The organism is Streptomyces sp. NPDC006544 (genome assembly GCF_040611715.1).
Lineage (GTDB): Bacteria > Actinomycetota > Actinomycetes > Streptomycetales > Streptomycetaceae > Streptomyces.
Genome location: NZ_JBEXOV010000103.1, coordinates 1 through 23,850, shown reverse-complemented (window position 1 = coordinate 23,850; position 23,850 = coordinate 1). Strand labels below are relative to the sequence as shown.

The 23,850-nt window shown below is 71.3% G+C and carries 24 protein-coding genes, 5 tRNA genes and 2 pseudogenes; 25 read left to right on the top strand and 6 right to left on the bottom strand.

The genetic code is table 11. The annotated features are described in order from the left end of the window. Positions 1-212 precede the first annotated feature (212 nt). The 6 genes from ABZY44_RS31780 (at position 213) to ABZY44_RS31755 (ending at position 1,524) form a co-directional block, all read left to right on the top strand. On the top strand, positions 213-941 hold the full coding sequence (locus ABZY44_RS31780; RefSeq protein ID WP_356659894.1) for an HAD family hydrolase: 729 nt from the start codon (positions 213-215) through the stop codon (positions 939-941). 86 nt (positions 942-1,027) lie between these two features. Beyond that, a tRNA-Gln gene (locus ABZY44_RS31775) sits at positions 1,028-1,099 on the top strand. 27 nt (positions 1,100-1,126) lie between these two features. After that, positions 1,127-1,199: transfer RNA gene (locus tag ABZY44_RS31770), tRNA-Glu, on the top strand. Positions 1,200-1,260: 61 nt separating this feature from the next. Then, a tRNA-Glu gene (locus tag ABZY44_RS31765) sits at positions 1,261-1,333 on the top strand. A 24-nt stretch (positions 1,334-1,357) separates the two neighbouring features. Continuing rightward, positions 1,358-1,429, top strand: a tRNA-Gln gene (locus ABZY44_RS31760). A 22-nt stretch (positions 1,430-1,451) separates the two neighbouring features. Continuing rightward, positions 1,452-1,524: transfer RNA gene (locus tag ABZY44_RS31755), tRNA-Glu, on the top strand. Between the two features lie 161 nt (positions 1,525-1,685). Here ABZY44_RS31755 and ndgR read toward each other — a convergent pair. Then, complete coding sequence (gene ndgR, locus ABZY44_RS31750) at positions 1,686-2,402, bottom strand: IclR family transcriptional regulator NdgR (protein ID WP_215030593.1); 717 nt, start codon at positions 2,400-2,402, stop codon at positions 1,686-1,688. A gap of 185 nt (positions 2,403-2,587) precedes the next feature. Between ndgR and leuC the strand changes: the two genes are divergently transcribed. The 4 genes from leuC (at position 2,588) to ABZY44_RS31730 (ending at position 5,807) form a co-directional block, all read left to right on the top strand. After that, on the top strand, positions 2,588-4,012 hold the full coding sequence (gene leuC / locus ABZY44_RS31745) for a 3-isopropylmalate dehydratase large subunit (RefSeq protein WP_356659892.1): 1,425 nt from the start codon (positions 2,588-2,590) through the stop codon (positions 4,010-4,012). A 5-nt stretch (positions 4,013-4,017) separates the two neighbouring features. Further along, on the top strand, positions 4,018-4,611 hold the full coding sequence (gene leuD / locus ABZY44_RS31740; protein ID WP_356659890.1) for a 3-isopropylmalate dehydratase small subunit: 594 nt from the start codon (positions 4,018-4,020) through the stop codon (positions 4,609-4,611). Positions 4,612-4,747: 136 nt separating this feature from the next. Next, positions 4,748-4,975 carry a hypothetical protein gene (locus ABZY44_RS31735; protein WP_356659888.1) on the top strand — a complete coding sequence of 76 codons (228 nt, stop codon included), beginning with the start codon at positions 4,748-4,750 and terminating at the stop codon, positions 4,973-4,975. Between the two features lie 145 nt (positions 4,976-5,120). Further along, positions 5,121-5,807, top strand: coding sequence for an HU family DNA-binding protein (locus ABZY44_RS31730; protein WP_356659886.1), 687 nt, complete (start codon positions 5,121-5,123; stop codon positions 5,805-5,807). A gap of 285 nt (positions 5,808-6,092) precedes the next feature. Here ABZY44_RS31730 and cofC read toward each other — a convergent pair. After that, positions 6,093-6,692: pseudogene (gene cofC, locus ABZY44_RS31725) on the bottom strand (2-phospho-L-lactate guanylyltransferase); the annotation flags it as partial. Between the two features lie 240 nt (positions 6,693-6,932). Here cofC and ABZY44_RS31720 point away from each other — a divergent pair. Genes ABZY44_RS31720 through ABZY44_RS31710 form a run of 3 tightly spaced genes read left to right on the top strand, consistent with a single transcriptional unit; the run spans position 6,933 to position 9,889 of the window. Further along, positions 6,933-7,685 (top strand): lysophospholipid acyltransferase family protein, encoded by a 753-nt coding sequence (locus tag ABZY44_RS31720; RefSeq protein ID WP_356659884.1) that lies wholly within the window; start codon positions 6,933-6,935, stop codon positions 7,683-7,685. Continuing rightward, complete coding sequence (locus ABZY44_RS31715) at positions 7,682-8,692, top strand: NAD(P)H-dependent glycerol-3-phosphate dehydrogenase (RefSeq protein WP_356659882.1); 1,011 nt, start codon at positions 7,682-7,684, stop codon at positions 8,690-8,692. The genes ABZY44_RS31720 and ABZY44_RS31715 overlap by 4 nt, the downstream gene beginning before the upstream one ends. A 39-nt stretch (positions 8,693-8,731) precedes the next feature. Then, entirely contained in the window at positions 8,732-9,889 is a 1,158-nt protein-coding gene (locus ABZY44_RS31710; protein WP_356659880.1) for a D-alanine--D-alanine ligase family protein, read from the top strand. A 105-nt stretch (positions 9,890-9,994) separates the two neighbouring features. On the opposite strand, the gene ABZY44_RS31705 is transcribed toward ABZY44_RS31710, so the two are convergent. After that, positions 9,995-10,492, bottom strand: a complete 498-nt coding sequence (locus ABZY44_RS31705) for a DUF3515 family protein (protein ID WP_356659878.1) — start codon at positions 10,490-10,492, stop codon at positions 9,995-9,997. A 20-nt stretch (positions 10,493-10,512) separates the two neighbouring features. Further along, positions 10,513-10,746, bottom strand: a complete 234-nt coding sequence (locus ABZY44_RS31700; RefSeq protein ID WP_214947835.1) for an Lrp/AsnC ligand binding domain-containing protein — start codon at positions 10,744-10,746, stop codon at positions 10,513-10,515. Between the two features lie 245 nt (positions 10,747-10,991). On the opposite strand from ABZY44_RS31700, the gene ABZY44_RS31695 reads away from it, so the two are divergent. Both ABZY44_RS31695 and thiD read left to right on the top strand, forming a co-directional pair. Continuing rightward, positions 10,992-11,975, top strand: coding sequence for a thiamine-phosphate kinase (locus tag ABZY44_RS31695; RefSeq protein ID WP_356659876.1), 984 nt, complete (start codon positions 10,992-10,994; stop codon positions 11,973-11,975). A 71-nt stretch (positions 11,976-12,046) separates the two neighbouring features. Further along, a complete protein-coding gene (gene thiD, locus ABZY44_RS31690; protein WP_356659902.1) occupies positions 12,047-12,823 on the top strand; it encodes a bifunctional hydroxymethylpyrimidine kinase/phosphomethylpyrimidine kinase in 777 nt (258 codons plus the stop codon). Positions 12,824-12,967: 144 nt separating this feature from the next. On the opposite strand, the gene rpmB is transcribed toward thiD, so the two are convergent. Further along, on the bottom strand, positions 12,968-13,153 hold the full coding sequence (gene rpmB, locus ABZY44_RS31685) for a 50S ribosomal protein L28 (protein ID WP_073911113.1): 186 nt from the start codon (positions 13,151-13,153) through the stop codon (positions 12,968-12,970). 243 nt (positions 13,154-13,396) lie between these two features. Between rpmB and ABZY44_RS31680 the strand changes: the two genes are divergently transcribed. From ABZY44_RS31680 to mutM, 9 genes are all read left to right on the top strand, one after another. Then, positions 13,397-15,049, top strand: coding sequence for a DAK2 domain-containing protein (locus ABZY44_RS31680; protein WP_356659874.1), 1,653 nt, complete (start codon positions 13,397-13,399; stop codon positions 15,047-15,049). Between the two features lie 34 nt (positions 15,050-15,083). Next, positions 15,084-17,309, top strand: a complete 2,226-nt coding sequence (gene recG / locus ABZY44_RS31675) for an ATP-dependent DNA helicase RecG (RefSeq protein WP_356659872.1) — start codon at positions 15,084-15,086, stop codon at positions 17,307-17,309. Positions 17,310-17,371: 62 nt separating this feature from the next. Next, positions 17,372-17,950, top strand: coding sequence for a 16S rRNA (guanine(966)-N(2))-methyltransferase RsmD (gene rsmD, locus ABZY44_RS31670; protein ID WP_356659870.1), 579 nt, complete (start codon positions 17,372-17,374; stop codon positions 17,948-17,950). Between the two features lie 29 nt (positions 17,951-17,979). Then, positions 17,980-18,459 carry a pantetheine-phosphate adenylyltransferase gene (gene coaD / locus ABZY44_RS31665; RefSeq protein ID WP_356659900.1) on the top strand — a complete coding sequence of 160 codons (480 nt, stop codon included), beginning with the start codon at positions 17,980-17,982 and terminating at the stop codon, positions 18,457-18,459. A 137-nt stretch (positions 18,460-18,596) separates the two neighbouring features. Further along, positions 18,597-19,667 (top strand): ATP synthase F0 subunit B, encoded by a 1,071-nt coding sequence (locus ABZY44_RS31660; RefSeq protein WP_356659868.1) that lies wholly within the window; start codon positions 18,597-18,599, stop codon positions 19,665-19,667. Between the two features lie 152 nt (positions 19,668-19,819). Next, positions 19,820-20,467, top strand: coding sequence for a DUF177 domain-containing protein (locus ABZY44_RS31655; protein ID WP_356659898.1), 648 nt, complete (start codon positions 19,820-19,822; stop codon positions 20,465-20,467). Positions 20,468-20,469: 2 nt separating this feature from the next. Continuing rightward, the gene (gene rpmF, locus ABZY44_RS31650; RefSeq protein WP_003965982.1) at positions 20,470-20,643 is read left to right on the top strand and encodes a 50S ribosomal protein L32; all 174 of its coding nucleotides are present in this window, start codon (positions 20,470-20,472) and stop codon (positions 20,641-20,643) included. A 19-nt stretch (positions 20,644-20,662) separates the two neighbouring features. Then, positions 20,663-21,538 carry a ribonuclease III gene (gene rnc, locus ABZY44_RS31645; protein WP_356659866.1) on the top strand — a complete coding sequence of 292 codons (876 nt, stop codon included), beginning with the start codon at positions 20,663-20,665 and terminating at the stop codon, positions 21,536-21,538. A 130-nt stretch (positions 21,539-21,668) separates the two neighbouring features. Beyond that, positions 21,669-22,547 carry a bifunctional DNA-formamidopyrimidine glycosylase/DNA-(apurinic or apyrimidinic site) lyase gene (gene mutM / locus ABZY44_RS31640; RefSeq protein WP_356659864.1) on the top strand — a complete coding sequence of 293 codons (879 nt, stop codon included), beginning with the start codon at positions 21,669-21,671 and terminating at the stop codon, positions 22,545-22,547. Here the strand turns inward: mutM and ABZY44_RS31635 are convergent. Then, a complete protein-coding gene (locus ABZY44_RS31635; RefSeq protein ID WP_356659896.1) occupies positions 22,511-22,909 on the bottom strand; it encodes a helix-turn-helix domain-containing protein in 399 nt (132 codons plus the stop codon). The genes mutM and ABZY44_RS31635 overlap by 37 nt on opposite strands. A 243-nt stretch (positions 22,910-23,152) precedes the next feature. Between ABZY44_RS31635 and ABZY44_RS31630 the strand changes: the two are divergent. Next, positions 23,153-23,737: pseudogene (locus tag ABZY44_RS31630) on the top strand (flavodoxin family protein); the annotation flags it as partial. Between the last annotated feature and the right edge of the window lie 113 nt (positions 23,738-23,850).

Genomic DNA, 23,850 nt, shown 5'->3' with positions numbered 1-23,850 from the left:
CTTTACCGGGGCATCCCCCCCCCCCCGGCCCCCCCCCCCCCCCCCCCGGCCCCCCCGGCCCCCCCCCCCCCCCCCCCCCCCCCCCCGGGGGGGGGGGGGCCGCCCCCCCGCCCCCCCCCCCCCGACGGCGTTTTCCGGACCGGCGCCGCCGTTTCGCGTCGAGTTCTCCGGGGTTCCCGCGCGGCGCGAGGGCCCGGCGTAGGGTCGGCCCCATGGCGATCCGCGCGGTGCTGTGGGACATCGACGACACCCTCTTCGACTACACGGGGGCCGACCGGGCGGGGCTGGCCGCGCACCTGGCCGACGAGGGGATCGCCGAGCGGTACGGGGCCGCGCACGAGGCCCTCGCGCTGTGGCGCCGCGTGACCGAACGGCACTGGGCGCGCTTCGCCGCCGGCGAGGTGGGTTTCCAGGGGCAGCGCTGGGACCGGGTGCGGGAGTTCCTCGGGGCGCCCGGGCTGAGCGACGCGCAGGCCGACGACTGGTTCGGGCGGTACGTCGCGCACTACCAGGAGGCCTGGACGCTGTTTCCGGACGTGCTGCCCGTACTGGACCTCCTCGCCCCCGGCTACCGGCACGGGGTGCTCACCAACTCCTCCCTCGCCAACCAGGACCCCAAGCTGCGCCGGCTCGGCCTGCGGGACCGCTTCGAGGTCCTCGTGTGCGCCGTGGAGCTGGGCATCAGCAAGCCGGAGGCGGCGGCCTTCCTCGCGGCCTGCGCGGAGCTCGGCCTGGAGCCGCACGAGGTGGTCTACGTGGGGGACCAGCCGGAGATCGACGCGCGCGGCGCCCGGGACGCCGGGCTCACGGCGGTCTGGCTCGACCGGGAGGGCGACCGCGGTCCGGGACCCGATGGAGTGCACCGGATCGCCGGACTCGACCGGCTCCCGGAGGTACTGGCCGCCGATACCCGTTTTGGAGCACGGTCAGCCATCCGGTAATGTTCTTTCTGCGCCGCCCGAGCGGGCCGAAAGGCCGGGCCGGAGGCGCTAACCGAACGAAAGCACCTCAGGGTCTTGCGTTTTGGTGGGCTATAGTGTAATTGGCAACACGAGAGTTTCTGGTTCTCTTATTCTAGGTTCGAGTCCTGGTAGCCCAGCGCAGTTCAGTGGTAAACGCAGTGCTTGCCCCCGTTGTGTAGCGGCCTAGCACGCCGCCCTCTCAAGGCGGTAGCGCCGGTTCGAATCCGGTCGGGGGTACAGATCCTTCCCGCGAGATCTCCAGGGTCGCACCCGGATGTTTTGATGCAGGATCGCTAGGGCCCCCGTTGTGTAGCGGCCTAGCACGCCGCCCTCTCAAGGCGGTAGCGCCGGTTCGAATCCGGTCGGGGGTACGGTGTCTAGCTGGTCTAGACCTGTGGGCTATAGTGTAATTGGCAACACGAGAGTTTCTGGTTCTCTTATTCTAGGTTCGAGTCCTGGTAGCCCAGCGCAGTACCGCAGTGACAGCTAGCCCCCGTTGTGTAGCGGCCTAGCACGCCGCCCTCTCAAGGCGGTAGCGCCGGTTCGAATCCGGTCGGGGGTACGCACCGAAGAGGCCCTCCGCGATCATCGCGGAGGGCCTCTTCCGCGTTCCCGCGAGCCGTGCTCCCCGGGCGCACAAGTGCGGGCCCGGAGGCGCGTGTTCGGACGTGTGCGGCGTCGTACGCGCCCCCGGGCCCGGGGGAGTGGTCGGGACGGGTGGGTTCAGCTGGAGCGGCGCAGGGCCTCGGTCAGGCGGCCGGCCGCGTCGATGACGGCCTGGGCGTGCATGCGCCCCGGGTGGCGGGTCAGGCGCTCGATCGGGCCGGAGACCGACACGGAGGCCACCACGCGGTTCGAGGGACCGCGCACCGGCGCCGAGACGGAGGCCACGCCGGGCTCCCGCTCGCCGATCGACTGCGCCCAGCCGCGGCGCCGTACGCCCGACAGGGCCGTCGCCGTGAAACGCGCGCCCTGCAGGCCGCGGTGGAGCCGCTCGGGCTCCTCCCAGGCCATCAGGATCTGCGCGGCCGATCCGGCCTTCATCGGGAGCGTGGAGCCCACCGGGACGGTGTCCCGCAGGCCCGACAGCCGCTCGGCCGCCGCCACGCAGATGCGCATGTCGCCCTGACGCCGGTAGAGCTGCGCACTCTCTCCCGTCACGTCCCGGAGGTGGGTGAGCACCGGTCCGGCCGTGGCCAGCAGGCGGTCCTCGCCGGCCGCGGCGGCGAGCTCCGCCAGCCGCGGTCCGAGGATGAACCGGCCCTGCATGTCCCTCGCCACCATCCGGTGGTGTTCCAGTGCCACGGCAAGGCGATGTGCCGTGGGTCGTGCGAGCCCTGTCGCCGCGACCAGCCCGGCGAGGGTGGCCGGACCGGACTCCAGTGCGCTCAATACCAGAGCTGCCTTGTCGAGAACGCCGACGCCGCTAGAGTTGTCCATGAAACGATATTCGCGTCTCACACTGTGAAACGCAAGTTCAATTTTTCCAAGAACGAGCGAGTCTGTATGTGCGGGTCCACGAACCACCTGGATCCGAGCCGTCGTCCAGGACGTGGGGTACGGGCGGCACGGCGCACAAGATCTCTATGAAGCGCCGGCACAACCGGCCGGCCGGAGGGAAAGTGATGGGTAGGACACTCGCGGAGAAGGTCTGGGACGACCATGTCGTCAGGCGGGCGGAGGGCGAGCCCGACCTCCTCTTCATCGATCTGCACCTGCTGCACGAGGTGACCAGCCCCCAGGCCTTCGAGGGTCTGCGGCAGGCCGGCCGCAAGGTCCGCCGCCTGGACCTCACCATCGCGACCGAGGACCACAACACCCCCACGATCGACATCGACAAGCCGATCGCGGACCCGGTCTCCCGGGCCCAGCTGGAGACGCTGCGCGCCAACTGCGCCGAGTTCGGTGTCCGCCTGCACTCGCTCGGTGACGTGGAACAGGGCGTCGTCCACGTCGTCGGACCGCAGCTGGGTCTGACCCAGCCCGGTACGACCGTGGTCTGCGGCGACTCCCACACCTCCACCCACGGCGCCTTCGGCGCGCTGGCCTTCGGCATCGGCACCAGCCAGGTCGAGCACGTGCTGGCGACGCAGACGCTGCCGCTGGCCCGCCCCCGGACGATGGCGATCACCGTCACCGGCGAGTTGGCCGAGGGCGTCACCGCCAAGGACCTGATCCTGGCGATCATCGCCAGGATCGGCACCGGCGGCGGCCAGGGCTACGTCCTGGAGTACCGCGGCGAAGCCATCGAGAACCTGTCGATGGAAGCCCGCATGACCATCTGCAACATGTCGATCGAGGCCGGCGCCCGCGCGGGCATGATCGCCCCCGACCAGACCACCTTCGACTACCTCGAGGGCCGCGACCACGCCCCGACGGGCGAGGACTGGGACGCGGCGGTCGCGTACTGGAAGACCCTGCGCACCGACGACGACGCGGTCTTCGACGCCGAGGTCGTCATCGACGCCACCGCCCTGTCGCCGTTCGTCACCTGGGGCACCAACCCCGGCCAGGGCGCGCCGCTGTCGGCGAGCGTCCCCGACCCCGCTTCGTACGAGGACGCTTCGGAGCGCCACGCGGCCGAAAAGGCCCTGGAGTACATGGGGTTGACCGCCGGGCAGCCGCTGCGGGACATCAAGGTCGACACCGTCTTCGTAGGTTCCTGCACCAACGGCCGCATCGAGGACCTGCGCGCCGTCGCCGGCATCGTCGAGGGCCGCAAAGTCGCCGACGGCGTACGGATGCTGGTCGTCCCGGGCTCCGTCCGCGTCGCCCTGCAGGCCGTGGAGGAGGGCCTGGACAAGGTCTTCAAGGAGGCCGGCGCCGAATGGCGGCACGCGGGCTGTTCGATGTGTCTGGGCATGAACCCCGACCAACTGGCGCCCGGTGAGCGCTCCGCGTCCACCTCCAACCGCAACTTCGAGGGCCGGCAGGGCAAGGGCGGACGCACCCACCTGGTCTCCCCGCAGGTGGCCGCGGCCACCGCGGTACTGGGCCATCTGGCCTCGCCCGCCGACCTGTCCGACGCCCCCGCGACCGCCGGAGTCTGAGAACGATGGAAGCCTTCACCACCCACACCGGCCGGGCCGTCCCACTGCGCCGCAGCAACGTGGACACCGACCAGATCATCCCGGCCCACTGGCTGAAGAAGATCACCCGCGACGGCTTCGAGGACGGGCTCTTCGAGGCCTGGCGCAAGGACCCGGAGTTCGTCACGAACCGCCCGGAGCGCGAGGGCGCGACCGTCCTGCTCGCGGGCCCCGACTTCGGTACCGGCTCCTCGCGCGAGCACGCCGTCTGGGCCCTGCAGAACTTCGGGTTCAAGACGGTCATCTCCTCCCGCTTCGCCGACATCTTCCGCGGCAACTCGCTGAAGAACGGTCTGCTGACCGTCGTCCTGCCGCAGGCGGCGGTGGACCGGCTGATGGAGCTGACCGAGGCCGACCCCACCGCCGAGATCACGGTCGACCTGGTCGACCGCCAGGTCCGGGCCGAAGGCATCGTCGTCGAGTTCGAACTCGACGACAACGCCCGCTGGAGGCTGCTGGAGGGGCTGGACGACATCTCGCTCACCCTTCAGAACGAAGCGGACATCGCCACGTACGAAAGCGTCCGGCCGACCTACAAGCCGCGCACGATTCAGGCGTGATTCCGGCCTGATCAGCGCTTATTCGCCCTCGGGCGATCACATGGCAACACTGTGCCCCCTGCCTTCCGGTGGGGGGCACAGCTGTGTGTTGAGGCCCCGTGAGGCGACAACTCGCCCCAGATGGCACAATCTGTGCATGGAACGCGACAGTCAACTTAAGCTCTACGAACTCGTCGCGGACCGATTGAAAGAAGCACACACACGGGTTCGCTCACTGCAAGTCCCGGAGGGCGTAAGGATGGCGCTGACCCGGAAGCTGTTGGTCGTCACTGCCGCGGCGAAGCACGATCTCACCGATGCGGCAGTGCGCCTGGACAGGTTGATGAAGGACCTCGACGAGGGTCGATTCCCTGAAGGCGACTGATGCGAAGGAACTCCGTAACGGCCTCCAGCGTTGCGGCACTAGGGTGATAAGCCCGTTTCGTGTTTGATTTGCGGTATATATCCGCCTAACGTGCGAAATAAGCTTGAACACATTCGTTCTGGCGAAGTCTCCGAAGGGGAAGACGTTGAACAAGGCGCAGCTCGTAGAAGCGATTGCCGACAAGCTGGGCGGCCGGCAGCAGGCCGCGGACGCTGTCGACGCGGTACTGGACGCCATCGTCCGCGCGACGGTCGCCGGCGACCGGGTCTCGGTCACGGGCTTCGGCTCGTTCGAGAAGGTCGACCGACCGGCCCGCTACGCCCGCAACCCGCAGACGGGTGAGCGCGTCCGGGTCAAGAAGACCTCGGTGCCCCGTTTCCGCGCGGGCCAGGGCTTCAAGGACCTCGTCGCCGGCACCAAGAAGCTGCCCAAGGGCGGCGAGGTGTCGGTGAAGAAGGCGCCCAAGGGCAGCCTCACGGGTGGCTCTTCCGGGGCTTCCGCGACGGTGAAGAAGGCCGTGGCGAAGAAGGCGAGCACCGCCAAGAAGGCGGCGGCCGCGTCCAAGACCACGGCGGCGAAGAAGACCGCGGCGAAGACCACGGCCACCGCCAAGAAGACGGTCGCCAAGACCGCGGTCGCGAAGAAGGCGACGCCGACGGCCACGAAGGCCACGGTCAAGAAGGCCACGGCGACGGCGAAGAAGACCACCCCCACCGCGAAGAAGACCGCGCCGGCGGCCAAGAAGGTCACCGCGGCGACGAAGGCGCCCGCCAAGAAGACGGCGACGCGCAAGGCCACCGCGAAGAAGACCACCGCCCGCAAGACCAAGTAGGGCACGAGTCACACACGACGGGCCGACTTCCCCCCGGCGGGGAAGCCGGCCCGCGGCGCGCGGGCCGCGGGCCGGGTATCAGAACGTCTGCAGCGTGACCAGGGTGATCCGCAGGCCCGAGCCCTCGCCGTCCGTCTCGATCCGCACCCGCTGCCCGGGCCGCAGCAGCCGCAGGCCGCCCGCGTCGAACGCCGCGGCCTCGAAGGGCACCGGGGTGCCGTCGTCCAGCAGCACGCTGCCGCTGCGGGTCTGGGAGTCGTACGTGTACGCGGTCGCCTGCATACGGGCACTGTATCGGGCCGTATGGCGGCCCACACCGAGGGTGAGCGCCGTCCGCAGATCGGCCGCCGTGTCCACGTCTCGGCGCACGCTGTCCACACCCGGGAGGGTCATTTCCACCGCGCCGGAGGCCGAATGCCGGGCCCGCGAGGGACCGCCGAACGAGGGGGCCAATTCCACGTCCGGCGCAGCGGAAAGCAAGGTCGTCCCGATTCCCGCCGCATCCGCCAGAAATGCCCGGGGAAATACCGAGGCGTTTTCGAGCACGCGTAGCAATTCGGGCGGCCGCAGCGCCGGCAGGTCCGCGTTCATCGCCGCCACCGCCGCCCGGGGCCTGACCGCCCGGATCTCCCGCGCCCCGTGGGCCAGCGCCGCGTTGAGACCGCCGCCCGGGGCGTCCGGCACGATCCGGGCCCCGAGCCGGGCCAGTTCCGCCCCGGCCGCCGCGTCGTCCGTGACGACCACCACATCCGCGACCGCCGCGCAGGCCAGCGCCCCCGCCACGGTGTCCAGCGCGAACGCCATGGCCAGCCCCGGCCGGGAGGCGCCGACCGCCCGCGCGAGACGGCTCTTGGCCACCGCCAGCGGCTTCAGCGGGACCACCAGACTCCATACGGCGTTCGTGACCGGCCCCTTCCCTCCGCCGCGTTCGCGCGGCCGTCTGGACCATGCACAGGTCATGGCCGGGTCATGCGTGGCCCCATTGTCGCCTCAAGGCGGGCGGCCCGGGGCCTGGCCCGGTTGCGCGGGGCGTACGGTGTTCTCGACAGAGACCGGACCTGGGGCGAGACTTGTCCGGCACCGGGGTGCCCCAGCAGCGCACCGGTCCAAGAGGAAGGTGTCCGAGTGTCCCGCCGCAGAATCGGCTTCTGGTACCGCCTTGCGGCCGCCATCGCGAAACCGCCGCTGGTAGTGCTCTTCAAGCGGGACTGGCGGGGAATGGAACACATTCCGGCCGACGGAGGATTTATCACCGCCGTCAATCACAACTCGTATCTGGATCCGCTGTCCTACGCGCACTTCCAGTACAACACCGGCCGGGTGCCCCGATTGCTCGGCAAGGCGGCCCTCTTCAAGGTCCCCATTGTCGGCGCGATCCTGCGCGGCTCCGGCCAGATCCCCGTCTACCGGGAGTCCACCAACGCCCTGGACGCATTCCGGGCCGCCGTGGCGGCGATCGAACACGGTGAATGCGTGGCCTTTTACCCGGAAGGCACCCTCACCCGCGACCCGGACATGTGGCCGATGGCCGGCAAGACCGGCGCCGCCCGCGTGGCGCTGATGACCCGGGCCCCCGTCATTCCGGTGGCCCAGTGGGGCGCGAACCTCGCGATGCCGCCCTACGCCAAGGAGAACAAGCTCAGCCTGTTCCCGCGCAAGACCCTCCAGGTCCTCGCCGGACCGCCCGTGGACCTCTCCGCGTACTACGACCGGGACCCCACCCCGGACGTGCTCAAGGAGGTCACCGAAGTCATCATGGCGGCCATCACCGGGCTGCTGGAGGAGCTGCGGGGCGAAAGCGCGCCCGCGCAGCCGTACGACCATCGCAAGGCCAGGGCGGAACAGCGGCGCAAGGCCGCGGGGGAGGGCGACAAGTGACACGTCCCGTGAAGGCAGCCGTATTCGGAACCGGCTCCTGGGGCACGGCCTTCGCCATGGTGCTCGCCGACGCCGGCTGCGAGGTGGTCATGTGGGGCCGCCGGCGCGAGCTCGTCGACGCCATCAACACCGGCCGGACCAACCCGGACTACTTCCCCGACGTCGAACTCCCCGCGAACGTCCGCGCCACCACCGATCCGGCCGAGGCCGCGGCGGGCGCCGACTTCACGGTCCTGGCCATCCCCTCGCAGACCCTGCGCGGCAACCTCGCCGACTGGGCTCCGCTGCTCGCGCCCGCCACGGTCCTCGTCTCCCTCATGAAGGGCGTCGAACTGGGCACCGCGAAGCGGATGAGCGAGGTCATCGAAGAGGTGGCCAAGGTCCCCGCCGGCCGCGTCGCCGTCGTCACCGGCCCCAACCTGGCCCGCGAGATCGCCGCCCGGCAGCCGGCCGCCTCCGTGGTCGCCTGCGTGGACGAGGCCGTCGCCCAGCGCCTCCAGGCCGCCTGCCACACCCCGTACTTCCGTCCCTACACGAGCACCGACGTCGTCGGCTGCGAGCTCGGCGGCGCGGTCAAGAACGTCATCGGGCTCGCCGTCGGCATCGCCGACGGCATGGGCCTGGGCGACAACACCAAGGGCTCCCTGATCACCCGCGGACTGGCCGAAGCCACCCGGCTGGGCCTGGCCATGGGAGCCGACCCGCTCACCTTCTCCGGCCTCGCCGGCCTCGGCGACCTCGTCGCCACCTGCTCCTCGCCGCTCTCCCGGAACCACACCTTCGGCACCAACCTCGGCCGCGGGATGACCCTGGAGGAGACCATCGCGGTCACCAAGCAGACCGCCGAAGGCGTCAAGTCGTGCCTGTCCGTGGCCGATCTGGCCCGCCGCCACGGTGTCGACATGCCGATCACCGACACCGTCGTCGACATCGTCCACCACGGCAAGCCCACCCTGGTCGCGCTCAAGGAGCTCATGGGACGCAGCGCCAAACCGGAACGGCGCTGACTGCTTTCCGGACGTCCGACCGGGTATTCTCGGGGCGATATGAGCAGCGAGAACCTCCCCCAGACCCCTGAGCAGCAGGGCCGCAAGCCCCGTGTGGCCGTCGTGTTCGGCGGCCGCAGCTCGGAACACGCCATCTCGGTCGTCACCGCGGGCGCCGTCCTGCGCTCCATCGACCGCTCCAAGTACGAGGTGCTGCCCATCGGCATCACCACGGACGGCCGGTGGGCGCTGACCGCCGACGAGCCCGCCCGGATGGCCATCTCCGGCGGCGAGCTCCCCGACGTGGGGCAGCTCGCCGAATCCGAGGAGGGCGCCGTCGTGCTCTCCGTCGACCCGGCCAGCCGCGAGGTCGTCTACACCGAGCCGGGCGCGGTTCCCAAGGCCCTGGGCGAGGTCGACGTCGTCTTCCCCGTCCTGCACGGCCCGTACGGCGAGGACGGCACGCTCCAGGGCCTGCTGGAGCTCTCCGGGGTCCCGTACGTCGGCTCCGGCGTCCTCGCCTCGGCCGTGGGCCAGGACAAGGACTACATGAAGCGGGTCTTCACGTCCTTCGGGCTGCGCGTCGGCCCGTACGTGACCCTGCGCCCCCGCGAGTGGGAGAACGACCGGGAGGCCGCCCGCGGCAAGGTCCTGGACTTCGCCGCCGAACACGGCTGGCCGCTGTTCGTGAAGCCCGCCCGGGCCGGATCCTCGATCGGCATCACCAAGGTCGACGACGTCTCCGGGCTGGACGAGGCGATCGCCGAGGCCCGCCGCCACGACCCGAAGGTCATCGTGGAGGCGCTGCTGCGCGGCCGCGAGATCGAGTGCGGGGTCCTGGAGTTCGAGGACGGGCCGCGCGCGAGCGTGCCCGCCGAGATCCCGCCGGTCTCCAGCCACGACTTCTACGACTTCGAGGCCAAGTACATCGACTCCGCCTCGGGAATCGTGCCCGCCCCGCTCACCCCGGAGCAGACCGCCGAGGTCCAGAGGCTCGCCGTCGAGGCCTTCGACGCCGCATCCTGCGAGGGCCTGGTGCGCGCCGACTTCTTCCTCACCGAGGACGGCACCTTCGTCATCAACGAGATCAACACCATGCCGGGCTTCACCCCGATCTCCATGTACCCGCGCATGTGGCAGGAGACGGGCATCGAGTACCCGGAGCTCGTCGACCGCCTGATCCAGGCCGCGCTGCGCCGCTCCACCGGGCTGCGCTAGCACCCGGGCACGAAGCTCCGTACGCGAACAGGCACCGCCCGCCGGCCCCCCGAAAGGGTGGCCGGCGGGCGGTACTCATGAGCGCGGGCCGCGGGGCCGGAACGGTCAGTACGAGGAGATGCCCACCGGCACGGTCCTGTCGATCGCGGCGGACAGGTCCACCAGCATGCCCGCGTCCGTGGCATGCTCCTTGTCGACCCTGACCTCCGTGTACGCCAGCCGCGCCCCGGTGGTGAACCGGAAGCCGCCGTCGTCGAGCTTCTCCAGGAGCCAGCCGACACCGTTCACGTCGACGCCGTCCTGCTTCTCGTCCCGCATCTTCTCGGGCCTGGGGATACCGCACCGCAGTACGATCGCCGAGCCACCCCACGCGGCGGTCAGTTCGGACTCCGGCAGCGCCGGGGTCCGGGCCAGCGCGGCCACCGTGTCGGGGAGCTCTTTGTGCAGCGCCGCACACAGACCCGCCACGTCGGCGGGCGGAGCGGACGGCGGATCCACCCGGGCCCCGGCGTCACCAGGGGAACAGCCCGCGAGGGCCGCCGAGGCGGCCAGCGCGGTCAGTGCGGCGAGCAGAGAGAAGGGCCGACGGTGTCGTGACGTCACCGGCCAAGAGTAGACGGGGGCTACAGATGGACCACCGGGCAGGTCAAGGTGCGGGTGATCCCCTCCACCTGCTGGACCTTGGCGACGACCATGCGGCCGAGCTCGTCCACGGTGTCGGCCTGGGCGCGCACGATCACGTCGTACGGACCCGTCACGTCCTCGGCCTGGATCACCCCCGCGATCTGCGCGATGGACTCGGCGACGAACGACGCCTTGCCCACCTCGGTCTGGATGAGGATGTACGCCTGTACCACGGAACCTCCAGGGCGGCCACGAGGATCATTTCCCCTACCCTTCGGGTGGGCCCGGGGATCACGGGTGGGCCCGGGGAAGAAGGGACGCCACGGTACCGCGTCGCCGAGCGCCGCGGGGAGACCCGCGGGCCCGGCTCCACGCACAGCGGGGCGTACGGAGAGCAGAAGTTGACGTATCTGTTGACGGTACCCAGAGCTGTGACGGCTCGCGACCGCAAGCGGACTGGGCAAGAAGGGGCACAGCGATGAAGGGCACTGTGGGCGAGCTGGGGGAGTTCGGGCTCATTCGGGAGCTCACCTCACGGCTCACCACCACCCCGGCCGTCCGGATCGGACCGGGCGACGACGCCGCGGTGGTGTCGGCCCCCGACCGGCGGGTCGTGGCGAGCACGGACATCCTCCTGGAGGGCCGGCACTTCAGGCGTGACTGGTCCACCGCCTACGACGTCGGCCGCAAGGCCGCCGCACAGAACCTCGCCGACATCGCCGCCATGGGCGCGGTGCCGACCGCGCTCCTGCTCGGCCTCGTCGTCCCGGCCGAACTCCCGGTCACCTGGCCCACCGAGCTGATGGACGGCATCCGCGACGAGTGCCAGGTCGCCGGCGCGGCCGTGGTCGGCGGCGACGTGGTCCGCGGCGACACCATCACCGTGGCCATCACCGCGCTGGGCGACCTGCGCAACCACGAGCCCGTGCTGCGCTCCGGCGCCCAGCCCGGTGACGTCGTGGCCGTCACGGGCTGGCTCGGCTGGTCCGCGGCCGGTTTCGCCGTGCTCTCGCGCGGCTTCCGCTCGCCGCGGGCCTTCGTGGAGGCCCACCGGCGGCCCGAACCGCCGTACCACGCGGGCCCCGCGGCCGCCGGACTCGGCGCCACCGCCATGACCGACGTCAGCGACGGCCTGATCGCGGACCTCGGGCACATCGCCGAGGCCAGCAAGGTGAGGATCGACCTGCGCTCGGCGGCCGTCGACATCCCGACCCAGATGCACGACATCGGTCAGGCCGTCGGCGTGGACCCGCTCCAGTGGGTCCTCACCGGGGGCGAGGACCACGCCATCGTGGCCACCTTTCCGCCCGACGTGAAGCTCCCGGCCCGCTGGAAGGTCATCGGCGCGGTGCAGAACCGCTCCGCGCTGCCCCAGGTGACCGTCGACGGCGCCCCCTGGACCAGCACCGGCGGCTGGGACCACTTCGGCGCGGACCCGGCCCCCGAGGAGGGCGGCCGGTGAAGCGGCCGCCCGCCGCCCGGCCCGGTACCCCGCACCCGGCCACGTACCCCGCCCCGCACCCGCCGCTCTGCCTGACCGTCGCCGGATCCGATTCCGGCGGCGGCGCGGGCATCCAGGCCGACCTCAAGACGATGCTGGCGCTCGGGGTCCACGCGATGAGCGTGGTGACCGCTGTGACCGCGCAGAACTCGCTGGGCGTCAAAGGGGTCTGGGAGCTGCCGGCGGAGGCCGTCAGGGGCCAGTACAGGGCCGTGGTGGACGACATCGGGGTCCAGGCCGTGAAGACGGGGATGCTGGCCTCCGCCGAGCTGGTGGAGACGGTGGCCGCGCTGCTCGCCACGACCCCGGCCCCCGCCGTGGTCGACCCCGTCGGCGTCTCCAAGCACGGGGACGCCCTGCTCGCCGCCACGGCGCTGGACGCCGTGCGCAGGGAACTGCTGCCCCGGGCCACCGTGGCGACGCCCAACCTGGACGAGGTGACCCGGCTCACCGGGGTCGTGGTGGAGACCGAGGACGACATGCGCCGGGCGGCCGGGGCCGTACTCGCCTACGGCCCCGCCTGGGCGCTGATCAAGGGCGGCCACCTCGCCGCGCACGGGGGCGAAGCCGTGGACCTGCTCACGGACGGCACCGAGGAGCGCTGGCTGCGGGCCCCCCGCTACGACAACCGGCACACCCACGGCACCGGCTGCACGCTCGCCAGCGCCATCGCGGCGGGCCTGGCGAAGGGCCTGCCGGTCCCGGAGGCCGTCACGACGGCCAAGGAGTACGTCACGGGCGCCATCGCGGCCGGCTTCGCGCTGGGCGCGGGCATCGGCCCCGTGGACCACGCGTGGCAGTGGCGCTGAAACGCCTGTGGGGCCTGGTTCGCCGCACGGAACCGTGCGGCGAACCAGGCCCCACAGGGCCGGTCGGACAAAGCAAGAGGCCGGTCCACCGAGGTGGACCGGCCTTCTCAGCAACCGGAAAGGGCTGCGCTACGACGGGAGGCGTCAGCGCGAGACCTTGCCGGCCTTGATGCACGAGGTGCAGGCGTTGAGGCGCTTCGGCGTCCCATTGACCACGGCACGGACACGCTGGATGTTCGGGTTCCAGCGACGCGAGGTGCGGCGGTGCGAGTGGGAAATGCTGTTGCCGAAGCTCGGCCCCTTGGCGCAAACGTCGCAGTTGGCAGCCACAGGTCACTCCAAAGACTTCAGATGCACTTACAGTGAATCCCGGCGCACCGGTATCAAGGATCTGAGGTGGTTTGCCGGGGGGAATGGCCCGACTCTCATCGGGCAACCGGAGCAGCATACAACGACTGCCCCGGCCCAAGAAAACTACCATGGCCGCCGCCGCCCCCGCCCCGCGGTCCGGCCCTCCCGGCAGTCCTTGGTTACCCTGCGGTGAACCCTGGCCCGCACAAGGAGGAACGCCCGGTGGCGCACGAGCCTCAGCCGCAGCCCCCCGACGAGCTCGACGCCGAAGCGGTGCGCACCTGGAGCTCGCTGGCCTTGGCCGCACTGGGCCGGGCCCGCGAGGACATCGACGCGATCAACGTCTATCCCGTCGCCGACGCGGACACCGGCACCAACCTCTACCTGACCGCCGAATCGGCCGACCGCGCGCTCGAGGGCGCCTTCGCCACCGTGACGGACGGCACAGCCGGGACCTCCCTGCCCGAGGCCGTACGGGCCTTCGCGCACGGAGCCCTCGTAGGAGCCCGGGGCAACTCCGGCACGATCCTCGCGCAGCTGCTGCGCGGAGTCGCCGACGTCCTGGGCGACGAACCCGCCGGCCGCGGACCGGCGCGGCTGCTGGCGCAGGCGCTGGCCCGGGCCGCCGAGGAGGCGTACCAGGCCGTCGCGCACCCGGTGGAGGGCACGATGCTCACCGTCGCCGCCGCCGCCGCCCGGGCCGCCGAGATCGCCGAAGCCGCCGCCGGAACCGCCGCCGACGTGGCCGCGGCCGCCTACGACGGGGCCCGCGCGGCCCTCGCCGAGACCCCCGGGCAACTGCCCGTGCTCGGCCGGGCCGGAGTGGTGGACGCCGGGGGCTGCGGACTGGTGGCCGTCCTCGGAGCCCTGTGGCAGGCGCTGTCCGGGCAGGAGCCGGCCGTCGAGCCGGTCCGCGGCCGCGCCGTGCCCGTACCGCAGTCGGCCGCGCCCTGCGCGGAGGACCAGGGCGGCCCCGCCTACGAGGTGATCTACCTGCTGGAGGCACCCGAGGCGCAGGTCTCCGAGCTGCGCACGCGCCTCGACGGACTCGGCGACTCCCTGGTGGTGGTCGGCGGCGACGGGCTGTGGAACGTCCACGTCCACGTCGACGACCCCGGCGCCGCCGTGGAGGCCGGGGTGGTGGCCGGACGGCCCTACCGGATCCGCATCACGCACTTCGGCGACGAACGGCGCAGGGCCCGCGGCGAGCGCACCCAGAGGGCCGTCGTCGCCGTGGTCCAGGGCGAGGGACTGGCCGTGCTGTGCGAGGAGGCCGGCGCCACCACCGTGCTCGCGCGGCCCGCCGAGGCGCCGGCCGTCGCCGAACTGGCCGACGCCGTCCGCCGGGCGCACGCCCGCGAGGTCGTCCTGCTGCCGAACGGCACCGAACACCGGGCGGTCGCGGCCGCCGCCGCCGGACGGGCCCGCGCGGAGGGGATACGGGTCGCCGTGATCCCCACCCGCTCGGAGGTCCAGGGCCTGGCCGCGCTCGCCGTCCACGACGCGGACGCGAGCTTCGACGAGGACGTGGTCGCCATGACCGCCGCAGCCGGAGCCACCCGCTACGGCGAACTGGCCGTCGCCGAACGGCAGTCCTTCACCTCCGCCGGCATCTGCCAGGCCGGGGACGTGCTCGGCCTCATCGACGGGGACGTGGCCGTCATCGGCGCGGACCTGGCGCGGACCGCCGAGTCCGTCCTGGACCGGATGCTCGGCTCCGGCGGCGAACTCGTCACCCTCGTCCTGGGCCCCGAGGTGCCGGACGCGCTGGCCGCGCGCCTGGAGGCGTACGTCCAGCACGGGCACCTGGCGGTCGACACCGTGACCTACCGGGGCGGACGCTGGTCGGCGCCGCTGCTCATCGGGGTGGAATAGCCGGGTTGTCGGCGCCATGGTGTGCAATGAACACGTGCCCGCGCTCGACGAAGACCTCAAGAAGACGCTCGGCCCCGCCACCGCCAAGGTGCTGGCCGAGCAGCTCGGCCTGCACACGGCCCTAGACCTGCTCCACCACTACCCACGGCGCTACGCCGAGCGCGGCGAGCTGACCTCGCTGGCCGAACTCGCCGACCAGATCGACGAGCACGTCACGGTGGTCGCGCAGGTCGCCGACGCCCGCCTGCTGACCTACCAGGGCAGCCGCGGCGGCGGAAAACGCCTCGAAGTCACCATCACCGACGGCAGCGGCCGGCTCCAGCTCGTCTTCTTCGGGTCGGGCGTCCACAAACCGCACAAGGAACTGCTGCCCGGCAGCCGCGCCATGTTCGCGGGCAAGGTCGGCCTCTTCAACCGCAAGCTCCAGCTCTCCCACCCGGCGTACGAGCCGCTGGGCGCGGACGCCGGGGAGACCGACGCGGCCGCCGCCTTCGCCGGCCAGCTGATCCCCATCTACCCGGCCTGCAAGCAGCTGGAGTCCTGGAAGATCGCCAAATGCGTGGACGCGGTCCTGCCCGGCGTCGGGGAGGCCGTGGACCCGCTGCCGCCCGCCCTGCGCGAGGGCCGTGGGCTGGTCCCGCTCACCGAGGCCCTGCTGAAGATCCACCGGCCGGCCACCAAGGCCGACATCGAGGACGCCCGCCAACGCCTCAAGTGGGACGAGGCCTTCGTCCTCCAGGTGGCCCTGGCCCGGCGCCGGCACGCCGACTCCCAGCTCCCCGCCGTCCCCCGCCGCCCCGCTCCCGGCGGCCTCCTCGACTCCTTCGACGCCAAGCTCCCCTTCACCCTCACCGAGGGCCAGGAGACCGTCTCCAAGGAGATCTTCGACGACCTCGCCACCGACCACCCCATGCACCGGCTCCTCCAGGGCGAAGTGGGAAGCGGCAAGACGATGGTGGCCCTGCGGGCCATGCTCGCCGTCGTCGACTGCGGCGGGCAGGCCGCCCTGCTCGCGCCCACCGAAGTCCTCGCACAGCAGCACCACCGGTCCATCACCGAGATGATGGGCGAGCTCGCCGAGGGCGGCATGCTCGGCGGCTTCGACCAGGGGACCAAGGTCGTGCTGCTCACCGGGTCGATGGGGGTGCCCGCGCGGCGCCGCGCCCTGCTCGACCTGGTCACCGGCGAGGCCGGGATCGTCATCGGCACGCACGCCCTCATCGAGGACAAGGTGAAGTTCCACGACCTCGGCCTGGTCGTCGTCGACGAACAGCACCGCTTCGGCGTGGAGCAGCGCGACGCGCTGCGCTCCAAGGGCAAGCAGCCCCCGCACCTCCTCGTCATGACCGCGACCCCGATCCCGCGCACGGTGGCCATGACCGTCTTCGGCGATCTGGAGACCTCCGTCCTGGACCAGCTGCCGGCCGGACGCTCCCCGATCGCCACCCACGTGGTGCCCGCCAAGGACAAGCCGCACTTCCTGACCCGCGCCTGGGAGCGGGTCCGCGAGGAAGTCGAGAACGGGCACCAGGCGTACGTGGTCTGCCCGCGCATCGGCGACAGCGCGGACGAGACGGAGGAGAACGGCAAGGCGGGCAGGGCCGCCGCGAAGAAGAAGGCCGCCGACGCGGAGGACGGCGACAAGAGGCCCCCGCTGGCCGTCCTGGAGATCGCCGCACAGCTCGCCGAGGGCCCCCTGGCCGGTCTGGCCGTGGAGGTCCTGCACGGGCGGATGGATCCGGGCGACAAGGACGCCGTCATGCGCCGGTTCACCGCCGGCGAGGTCAAGGTGCTCGTCGCCACCACCGTCATCGAGGTCGGGGTGAACGTCCCCAACTCCACCGTCATGGTGATCATGGACGCGGACCGCTTCGGCGTCTCCCAGCTCCACCAGCTGCGCGGCCGCGTCGGCCGCGGCTCCGCCCCCGGGCTGTGCCTGCTGGTCAGCGAGATGCACGAGGCCAGCCCCGCCCGCGCCCGGCTCGCCGCCGTCGCCGCCACCCTGGACGGCTTCGAGCTCTCCCGCATCGACCTGGAGCAGCGCCGCGAGGGCGACGTACTGGGCCAGGCCCAGTCCGGCGTCCGCTCCTCGCTGCGCATGCTCGCGGTCATCGAGGACGAGGAGGTCATCGCCCAGGCCCGCGAGGAGGCCACCCGCGTGGTCGCCGCCGACCCGGAGCTCGCGGGGCTGCCGGGCCTCGAGACCGCCCTGCACGCGCTCCTGGACACCGAACGGGAGCAGTACCTGGAGAAGGGGTGAGCGGTACGACCTATCGTTGAAGGCCTGCACCTCTCTGCTCGCCCCACACCGAAGGACCCCAGATGACCCGCGTGATCGCCGGCAGCGCCGGCGGGCGACGCCTCGCCGTACCGCCCGGCACCGGCACCCGCCCGACCTCGGACCGGATGCGTGAGGGGCTGTTCTCCACCTGGGAGTCGCTGCACGGCGTCGAGGGGGCCCGGGTGCTCGACCTCTACGCCGGCTCCGGCGCCGTGGGCCTGGAGGCGCTCTCCCGCGGCGCGGCCCACGCGCTGCTGGTCGAGCCCGATGCCAAGGCCGCCAAGGCCATCCGGGACAACATCGAGTCGGTCGGGCTGCCCGGCGCCGAGTTCAGGGCGGGCAGGGCCGAGCAGATCGCGGCCGTCCCCGCGCACGGGGACCCGTACGACGTGGTCTTCCTGGACCCGCCCTACGAGGTCGAGCACGACGATCTTCGCGAGATCCTGCTCACACTCCGGTCCAATGGCTGGCTCACCGACGATGCGCTCGTCACCGTGGAGCGCAGGACGAGGAGCGGTGCCTTCCCGTGGCCCGAGGGCTTCGAGGCGCTCCGGTCCCGGAAGTACGGCGAGGGCACCCTCTGGTACGGCCGAGCCGCCTCCATCAGCGAAGAATCATGAAACCCGTACCGGGGAGCGAGGGAACCACGTTGCGCCGCGCCGTCTGTCCCGGGTCGTTCGACCCCATCACCAACGGACACCTCGACATCATCGGCCGGGCCTCCCGGCTCTACGACGTGGTCCACGTCGCCGTGATGATCAACCAGTCCAAGCAGGGGCTCTTCACCGTCGAGGAGCGGATCGAGCTGATCCGCGAGGCGACCGCCGGCTACGGCAACATCGAGGTCGAGTCCTTCCACGGGCTCCTCGTCGACTTCTGCAAGCAGCGCGAGATCCCGGCCATCGTCAAGGGCCTGCGGGCCGTCAGCGACTTCGACTACGAACTGCAGATGGCCCAGATGAACATGGGGCTGTCGGGCGTGGAGACGCTGTTCGTCCCGACCAACCCCACCTACAGCTTCCTGTCCTCCTCCCTGGTCAAGGAAGTCGCGACCTGGGGCGGCGACGTGGCCCACCTGCTGCCCGCACACGTGCACACGGCGCTGATGGAGCGCCTGGCCGGCCGCTGAGCTCCGGCACCCCGGCCCCGGCACCGGCCGCCGACCCCCTGACGGTCCGTCAGCCGGTGTCGGCTCCCGGCCCTGTGGCCGTAAAGTCGTCCCGTTCGTCTCGGGAACCGCCCGAGGCCGAGAGAGTGCGAGCCCCCATGGACGTGCAGAAGAAGCTCGACGAGATCGTCGCGGCCGTCGGCAGTGCCCGGTCCATGCCCATGTCCGCCTCGTGCGTGATCAACCGGGCCGAGCTGCTCGCACAGCTCGAGGAGGTGCGGGGCGCCCTGCCGGGCTCGCTCGCTCAGGCGCAGGAGCTCATCGGCGGCCGGGAGCAGATGGTCGAGGAGGCCCGCCGCGAGGCGGAGCGGATCATCGAGTCGGCGCACGCCCACCGGGGTTCGCTGATCTCCGACACCGAGGTCGCGAGGCGTTCCCAGGACGAGGCGGACCGGATCCTGGCGGACGCCCGCCGCGAGGCCGAGGAGATCCGGGCCGAGGCCGACGACTACGTCGACAGCAAGCTCGCGAACTTCGAGGTCGTGCTCACCAAGACCATCGGCTCCGTGGACCGGGGCCGCGAGAAGCTCCTGGGCCGGGGCCCGGGGCTCGACGAGCAGGGCTACCCCGACGCGGACGCCCCCGAGCGCAGCCACGACCCGCAGACGCAGCGCGAGCAGGCGGACGCCTACGTGGACACCAAACTGGCCACCTTCGAGGCGGTGCTCTCCAAGACCCTGGAGGCCGTCGGCCGGGGCCGCCAGAAGCTCCACGGCAGGGTGGCCACCGACGACCTCGGCGCGCACATGGCCGCCCAGGACGCGGCGGGGCTCCAGCAGTCCCGCTCGGCGAGCGACGCGGACTTCCTGGCCGGGCTGGCCGAGCCGGAGGCGCCGCTCGTCCCGGCGCAGCAGCAGGCGCAGCGCGAGCAGGCGTACGACCCGTACTCCTACCAGCAGCCGGTCCAGCAGGACGCCTACGGCTACCAGGACCCGTACTCCGGCTACCAGCAGCAGGTGCGGCAGCCGGACCCCTACGCCGTCTCCTACGACCAGCAGCCCGACCCCTACTCCGGTGCGGGCGACGGCTCCGCCGCGGGGTCCTACGGCGCGCACTACGACGGGCAGCAGGCCGCGCAGGACCAGCAGGCGGCGCTCGACGAGACCAGCTTCTTCGACACCAGCATGATCAACCTGGATCAGCTCCGCCAGTACGAGCAGGGCCGCTGACCCCGCTCCGCCCCCTGGATTGGGCTCAGGGCGAAGCGGCGGGTATCCTGGCTCTTCGGTCGCGCGTATGCACCGCGATCCATGCTGCCCTTGAGTGGCGGAAATCTTGATCTTCAGCAGTCTCCAGTGATTTTGTGAAAGCAGGAACGGCCCTGAATACCCGCCTCGACCACCACAACCCCCTCGTGTTCGACACGCACGAGCTGGGTCGGCGTCCTGGTGCCATGCTGCGGCTGTCCCGTGAAATCGCGGCACCGGCGGACCTCGGTCTCGCCGGAGTCATCGGAGTGCCGGAAGGCAGCCGTCTGAACGTCAAGCTCCGCCTCGAGTCGGTCATGGAAGGGGTGCTCGTCACAGGCACCGTCCGTGGATCGGCGACGGGGGAGTGCGTAAGGTGTCTGGAGTCCGTGGAGCGCGAGCTCAAGGCGGACTTCCAGGAGATGTTCTCGTACCCTGACGCCGACGACCGGAACCGCTCGAAGGCGGAGCCGGCCGACGACGCCGAGGACGACGAGGACACGCTTCTTCTCGAGGACGGCTTGTTCGACCTCGAACCCGTGCTGCGCGACGTGGTGGTGCTCGCACTGCCGCTGCAGCCGGTGTGCCGGGAGGACTGTCTCGGACTGTGTCCCGATTGCGGGCTCAGCCTGAACGACGACCCGGACCACCACCATGACGCCGTCGACATCCGTTGGGCGGCACTGCAAGGACTCGGCACCGATCAGGGCGTCGAGAAAGACAACATGAGCGGCACTGCCTCCGACGGAGTTCAGAGCGCCGCCGAGAAGCAGGAGAAGTAGCCGTGGCTGTTCCGAAGCGGAAGATGTCGCGCAGCAACACGCGCCACCGCCGGTCGCAGTGGAAGGCTGCGGTCCCCACCCTGGTTTCGTGTGAGCGTTGCCAGGAGCCGAAGCTCCAGCACATTGCGTGCCCGAGCTGCGGCACCTACAACAAGCGCCAGGTCCTCGAGGTCTGAGCGGCTGGTGAGAGGCGCAATGTCTGAGCTGTCCAACGCTGAGAAGCAGGCAGACAGTAACAAAGCGGCCTCGTCCCACACGCTTCTGGAAGGGCGGCTCGGGTACCACCTCGAGTCCGCCCTTCTGGTGCGTGCACTGACCCACCGTTCGTACGCGTACGAGAACGGCGGTCTGCCCACCAACGAGCGGCTGGAGTTCCTCGGGGACTCCGTGCTGGGCCTGGTGGTCACGGACACGCTGTACACGACCCACCCGGACCTGCCGGAAGGCCAACTGGCCAAACTGCGGGCCGCGGTGGTCAACTCACGCGCACTGGCGGAGGTCGGGCGTGGCCTCGAACTCGGCTCCTTCGTCCGGCTCGGCCGGGGCGAAGAGGGCACGGGTGGCCGGGACAAGGCGTCCATCCTCGCCGACACCCTTGAAGCGGTGATCGGCGCGGTCTACCTCGACCAGGGCCTCGACGCGGCCTCGGAGCTGGTTCACCGGCTCTTCGACCCGCTCATCGAGAAGTCCTCGAACCTCGGTGCCGGCCTGGACTGGAAGACCAGTCTCCAGGAGCTCACGGCAGCCGAAGGTCTTGGTGTGCCGGAATACCTGGTCAGCGAGACAGGTCCGGACCACGAGAAGACCTTCACCGCTGCCGCTCGCGTCGGTGGTGTCTCGTACGGCACCGGCACCGGCCGCAGCAAGAAGGAAGCAGAACAGCAGGCGGCGGAGTCCGCTTGGCGTGGAATCAGCGCCAAGGCGGACGCGCGGATCGCGGCGGAAGCCGTGTCCGGAACCGCTCCGGCTGCGACGTCGGACGGGGCAGCGACCCCGGCCGGCGCCGGAGCCGGGAACGACGCCGGGGACGGCGGGGCGCCGACGTCCTCCGCCCCGACGCCGGGAGCCTGACGCTTCCTTCCGGATTTCCCCGCCCGCCCCTGCTCAGCAGGGGCGGGCGGACCCGTTTCCGGGCGCGGACCGGGAGGCCGGTACGCTCGCCGGGAGCGTTCACGACCGCATCCCGTCCGGAGGAACCCGCGTGCCCGAGCTGCCCGAAGTCGAAGTGGTGCGGCGTGGCCTGGAGCGCTGGGTGGCCGGGCGGACGGTCGACGTCGTCGAGGTGCTGCACCCGCGCGCCGTGCGGCGGCACGTGGGCGGCGGCGCCGACTTCGCGGAGCGGCTGGCGGGGGAGACCTTCGCGGTGCCCCGCCGGCGCGGCAAGTACCTGTGGCTGCCGCTGGCCGAGCGCGATCTCTCCGTGCTGGGCCACCTCGGGATGAGCGGGCAGCTCCTCGTGCAGCCCGAGGACGCCCCCGACGAGAAGCACCTGCGCATCCGGATGCGGTTCCGGGACGGCGCGGGCACCGAGCTGCGCTTCGTCGACCAGCGGACCTTCGGCGGCCTGTCGCTGCACGAGACCGTCGCCGACAGTGAGGAGGGGCTGCCCGACGTCATCGCGCACATCGCGCGGGACCCGCTGGACCCCCTCTTCGACGAGACGGCCTACCACCTGGCGCTCCGTGCCAAGCGGACCACCGTGAAGCGGGCGCTGCTGGACCAGTCGCTGATCAGCGGCGTCGGCAACATCTACGCGGACGAGGCGCTGTGGCGCGCCGGACTGCACTACGAGCGCCCCACAGCCACGCTCACGCGCCCCCGGAGCGTGGAACTGCTCGGCCACGTCCGCGACGTCATGAACGCGGCCCTCGCCGTCGGCGGCACCAGCTTCGACAGCCTGTACGTCAACGTCAACGGCGAATCCGGGTACTTCGACCGGTCCCTCGACGCGTACGGGCGCGAGGACGAGCCCTGCCGGCGCTGCGGTACCCCGATGCGGCGCCGGCCGTGGATGAACCGGTCGAGCTACTTCTGCCCGCGGTGTCAGCGCCCGGGGCGCAAGGCGCGCGCGGCGTCGTAGGCGGAGCGGGAGCTCAGCACCTGCGGCATGGCGTCCTCCAGCAGCGAGATGAGCGCGACCAGGCGGTGCGCGATCTCGATGCCGAACGGGGTCAGTTCGTAGTCCACGCGGGGCGGGTTGGTCGGCTGTGCCTCGCGTATGACGATGCCGTCGCGTTCCAGCGCGTGCAGCGTCTGGGAGAGCATCTTCTCGCTGACGCCGTCGACCCGGCGGCGCAGCTCGTTGAACCGGCAGGGGCCTTTGCGCAGCGCGCCCACCGTGAGGCTGCCCCAGCGGCCCGTGACGTGCTCCAGGGTCTCCCGGGACGGGCATGCGCGGGCGAAGACGTCGAACGTGGCGCAGGCGTCCGCCGCGGCGTCCATGGTGCAGGCGTCCGACGCGGCTCCCGTGGCGCAGGCGTCTGACGAGGCTTCGGCGGTGCCGGCGGCAGCGGTGGCGCCTCCGGCTTCGCTACAGGGTGGGGTCTGCATGCTTTCAGCCTACTACTGGGGAGCGCTAACCATTTAGGTTGCGCTTTCCAAAAGTTAGTGGTTGTCTCGTCACACCACACGCACCACGCTGCGTCCCGCCGCAGTGTTTTCCGAGGGAGATCTGCCTTGTCCGGTATCACTTACGCCCCCGTCGTCTCGATCGCCTACCACTCGGGCTACGGCCACACCACCGTCGTCGCCGAGGCCGTGCAGGCGGGCGCCCTCGACGCCGGTGCGACGGTGCACCTGATCAAGGTCGACGAGATCGACGACGCCCAGTGGGAGCTCCTGGCCGCGTCCGACGCGATCGTCTTCGGCGCCCCGACCTACATGGGTACCGCCTCGGGCGCCTTCCACGTCTTCGCCGAGGCCACCTCCAAGGTCTGGTTCACGGCCGGCTGGCAGGACAAGGTCGCCGCGGGCTTCACGAACTCCGCCTCCAAGTCGGGCGACAAGGGCAACACCCTGGACTTCTTCCAGACGCTGGCCTCGCAGCACGGCATGAGCTGGGTGAACCTGGGTCTCAAGGCGGGCTGGAACTCCAGCACCGCCTCCGAGAACGACCTCAACCGCCTCGGCTTCTTCGACGGCGCCGCCGCCCAGTCCAACAACGACCAGGGTGCCGAGGGCGTCCACAAGGCCGACATCGCGACCGCCGAGCACCTCGGCCGCCGCGTCACCGAGCAGACCCGCATCGTCCTCGCGGGCCGCGCCGCCCTGGCCGCCGCCGCGGTCTGGCCATGTCCGAGATCAGCGACAGCCTCGACCGCGCCGACGAACAGAACTTCACCCGCCCCATCCCCAAATCGGCGGGCGCCCAGATCCGCTACCTG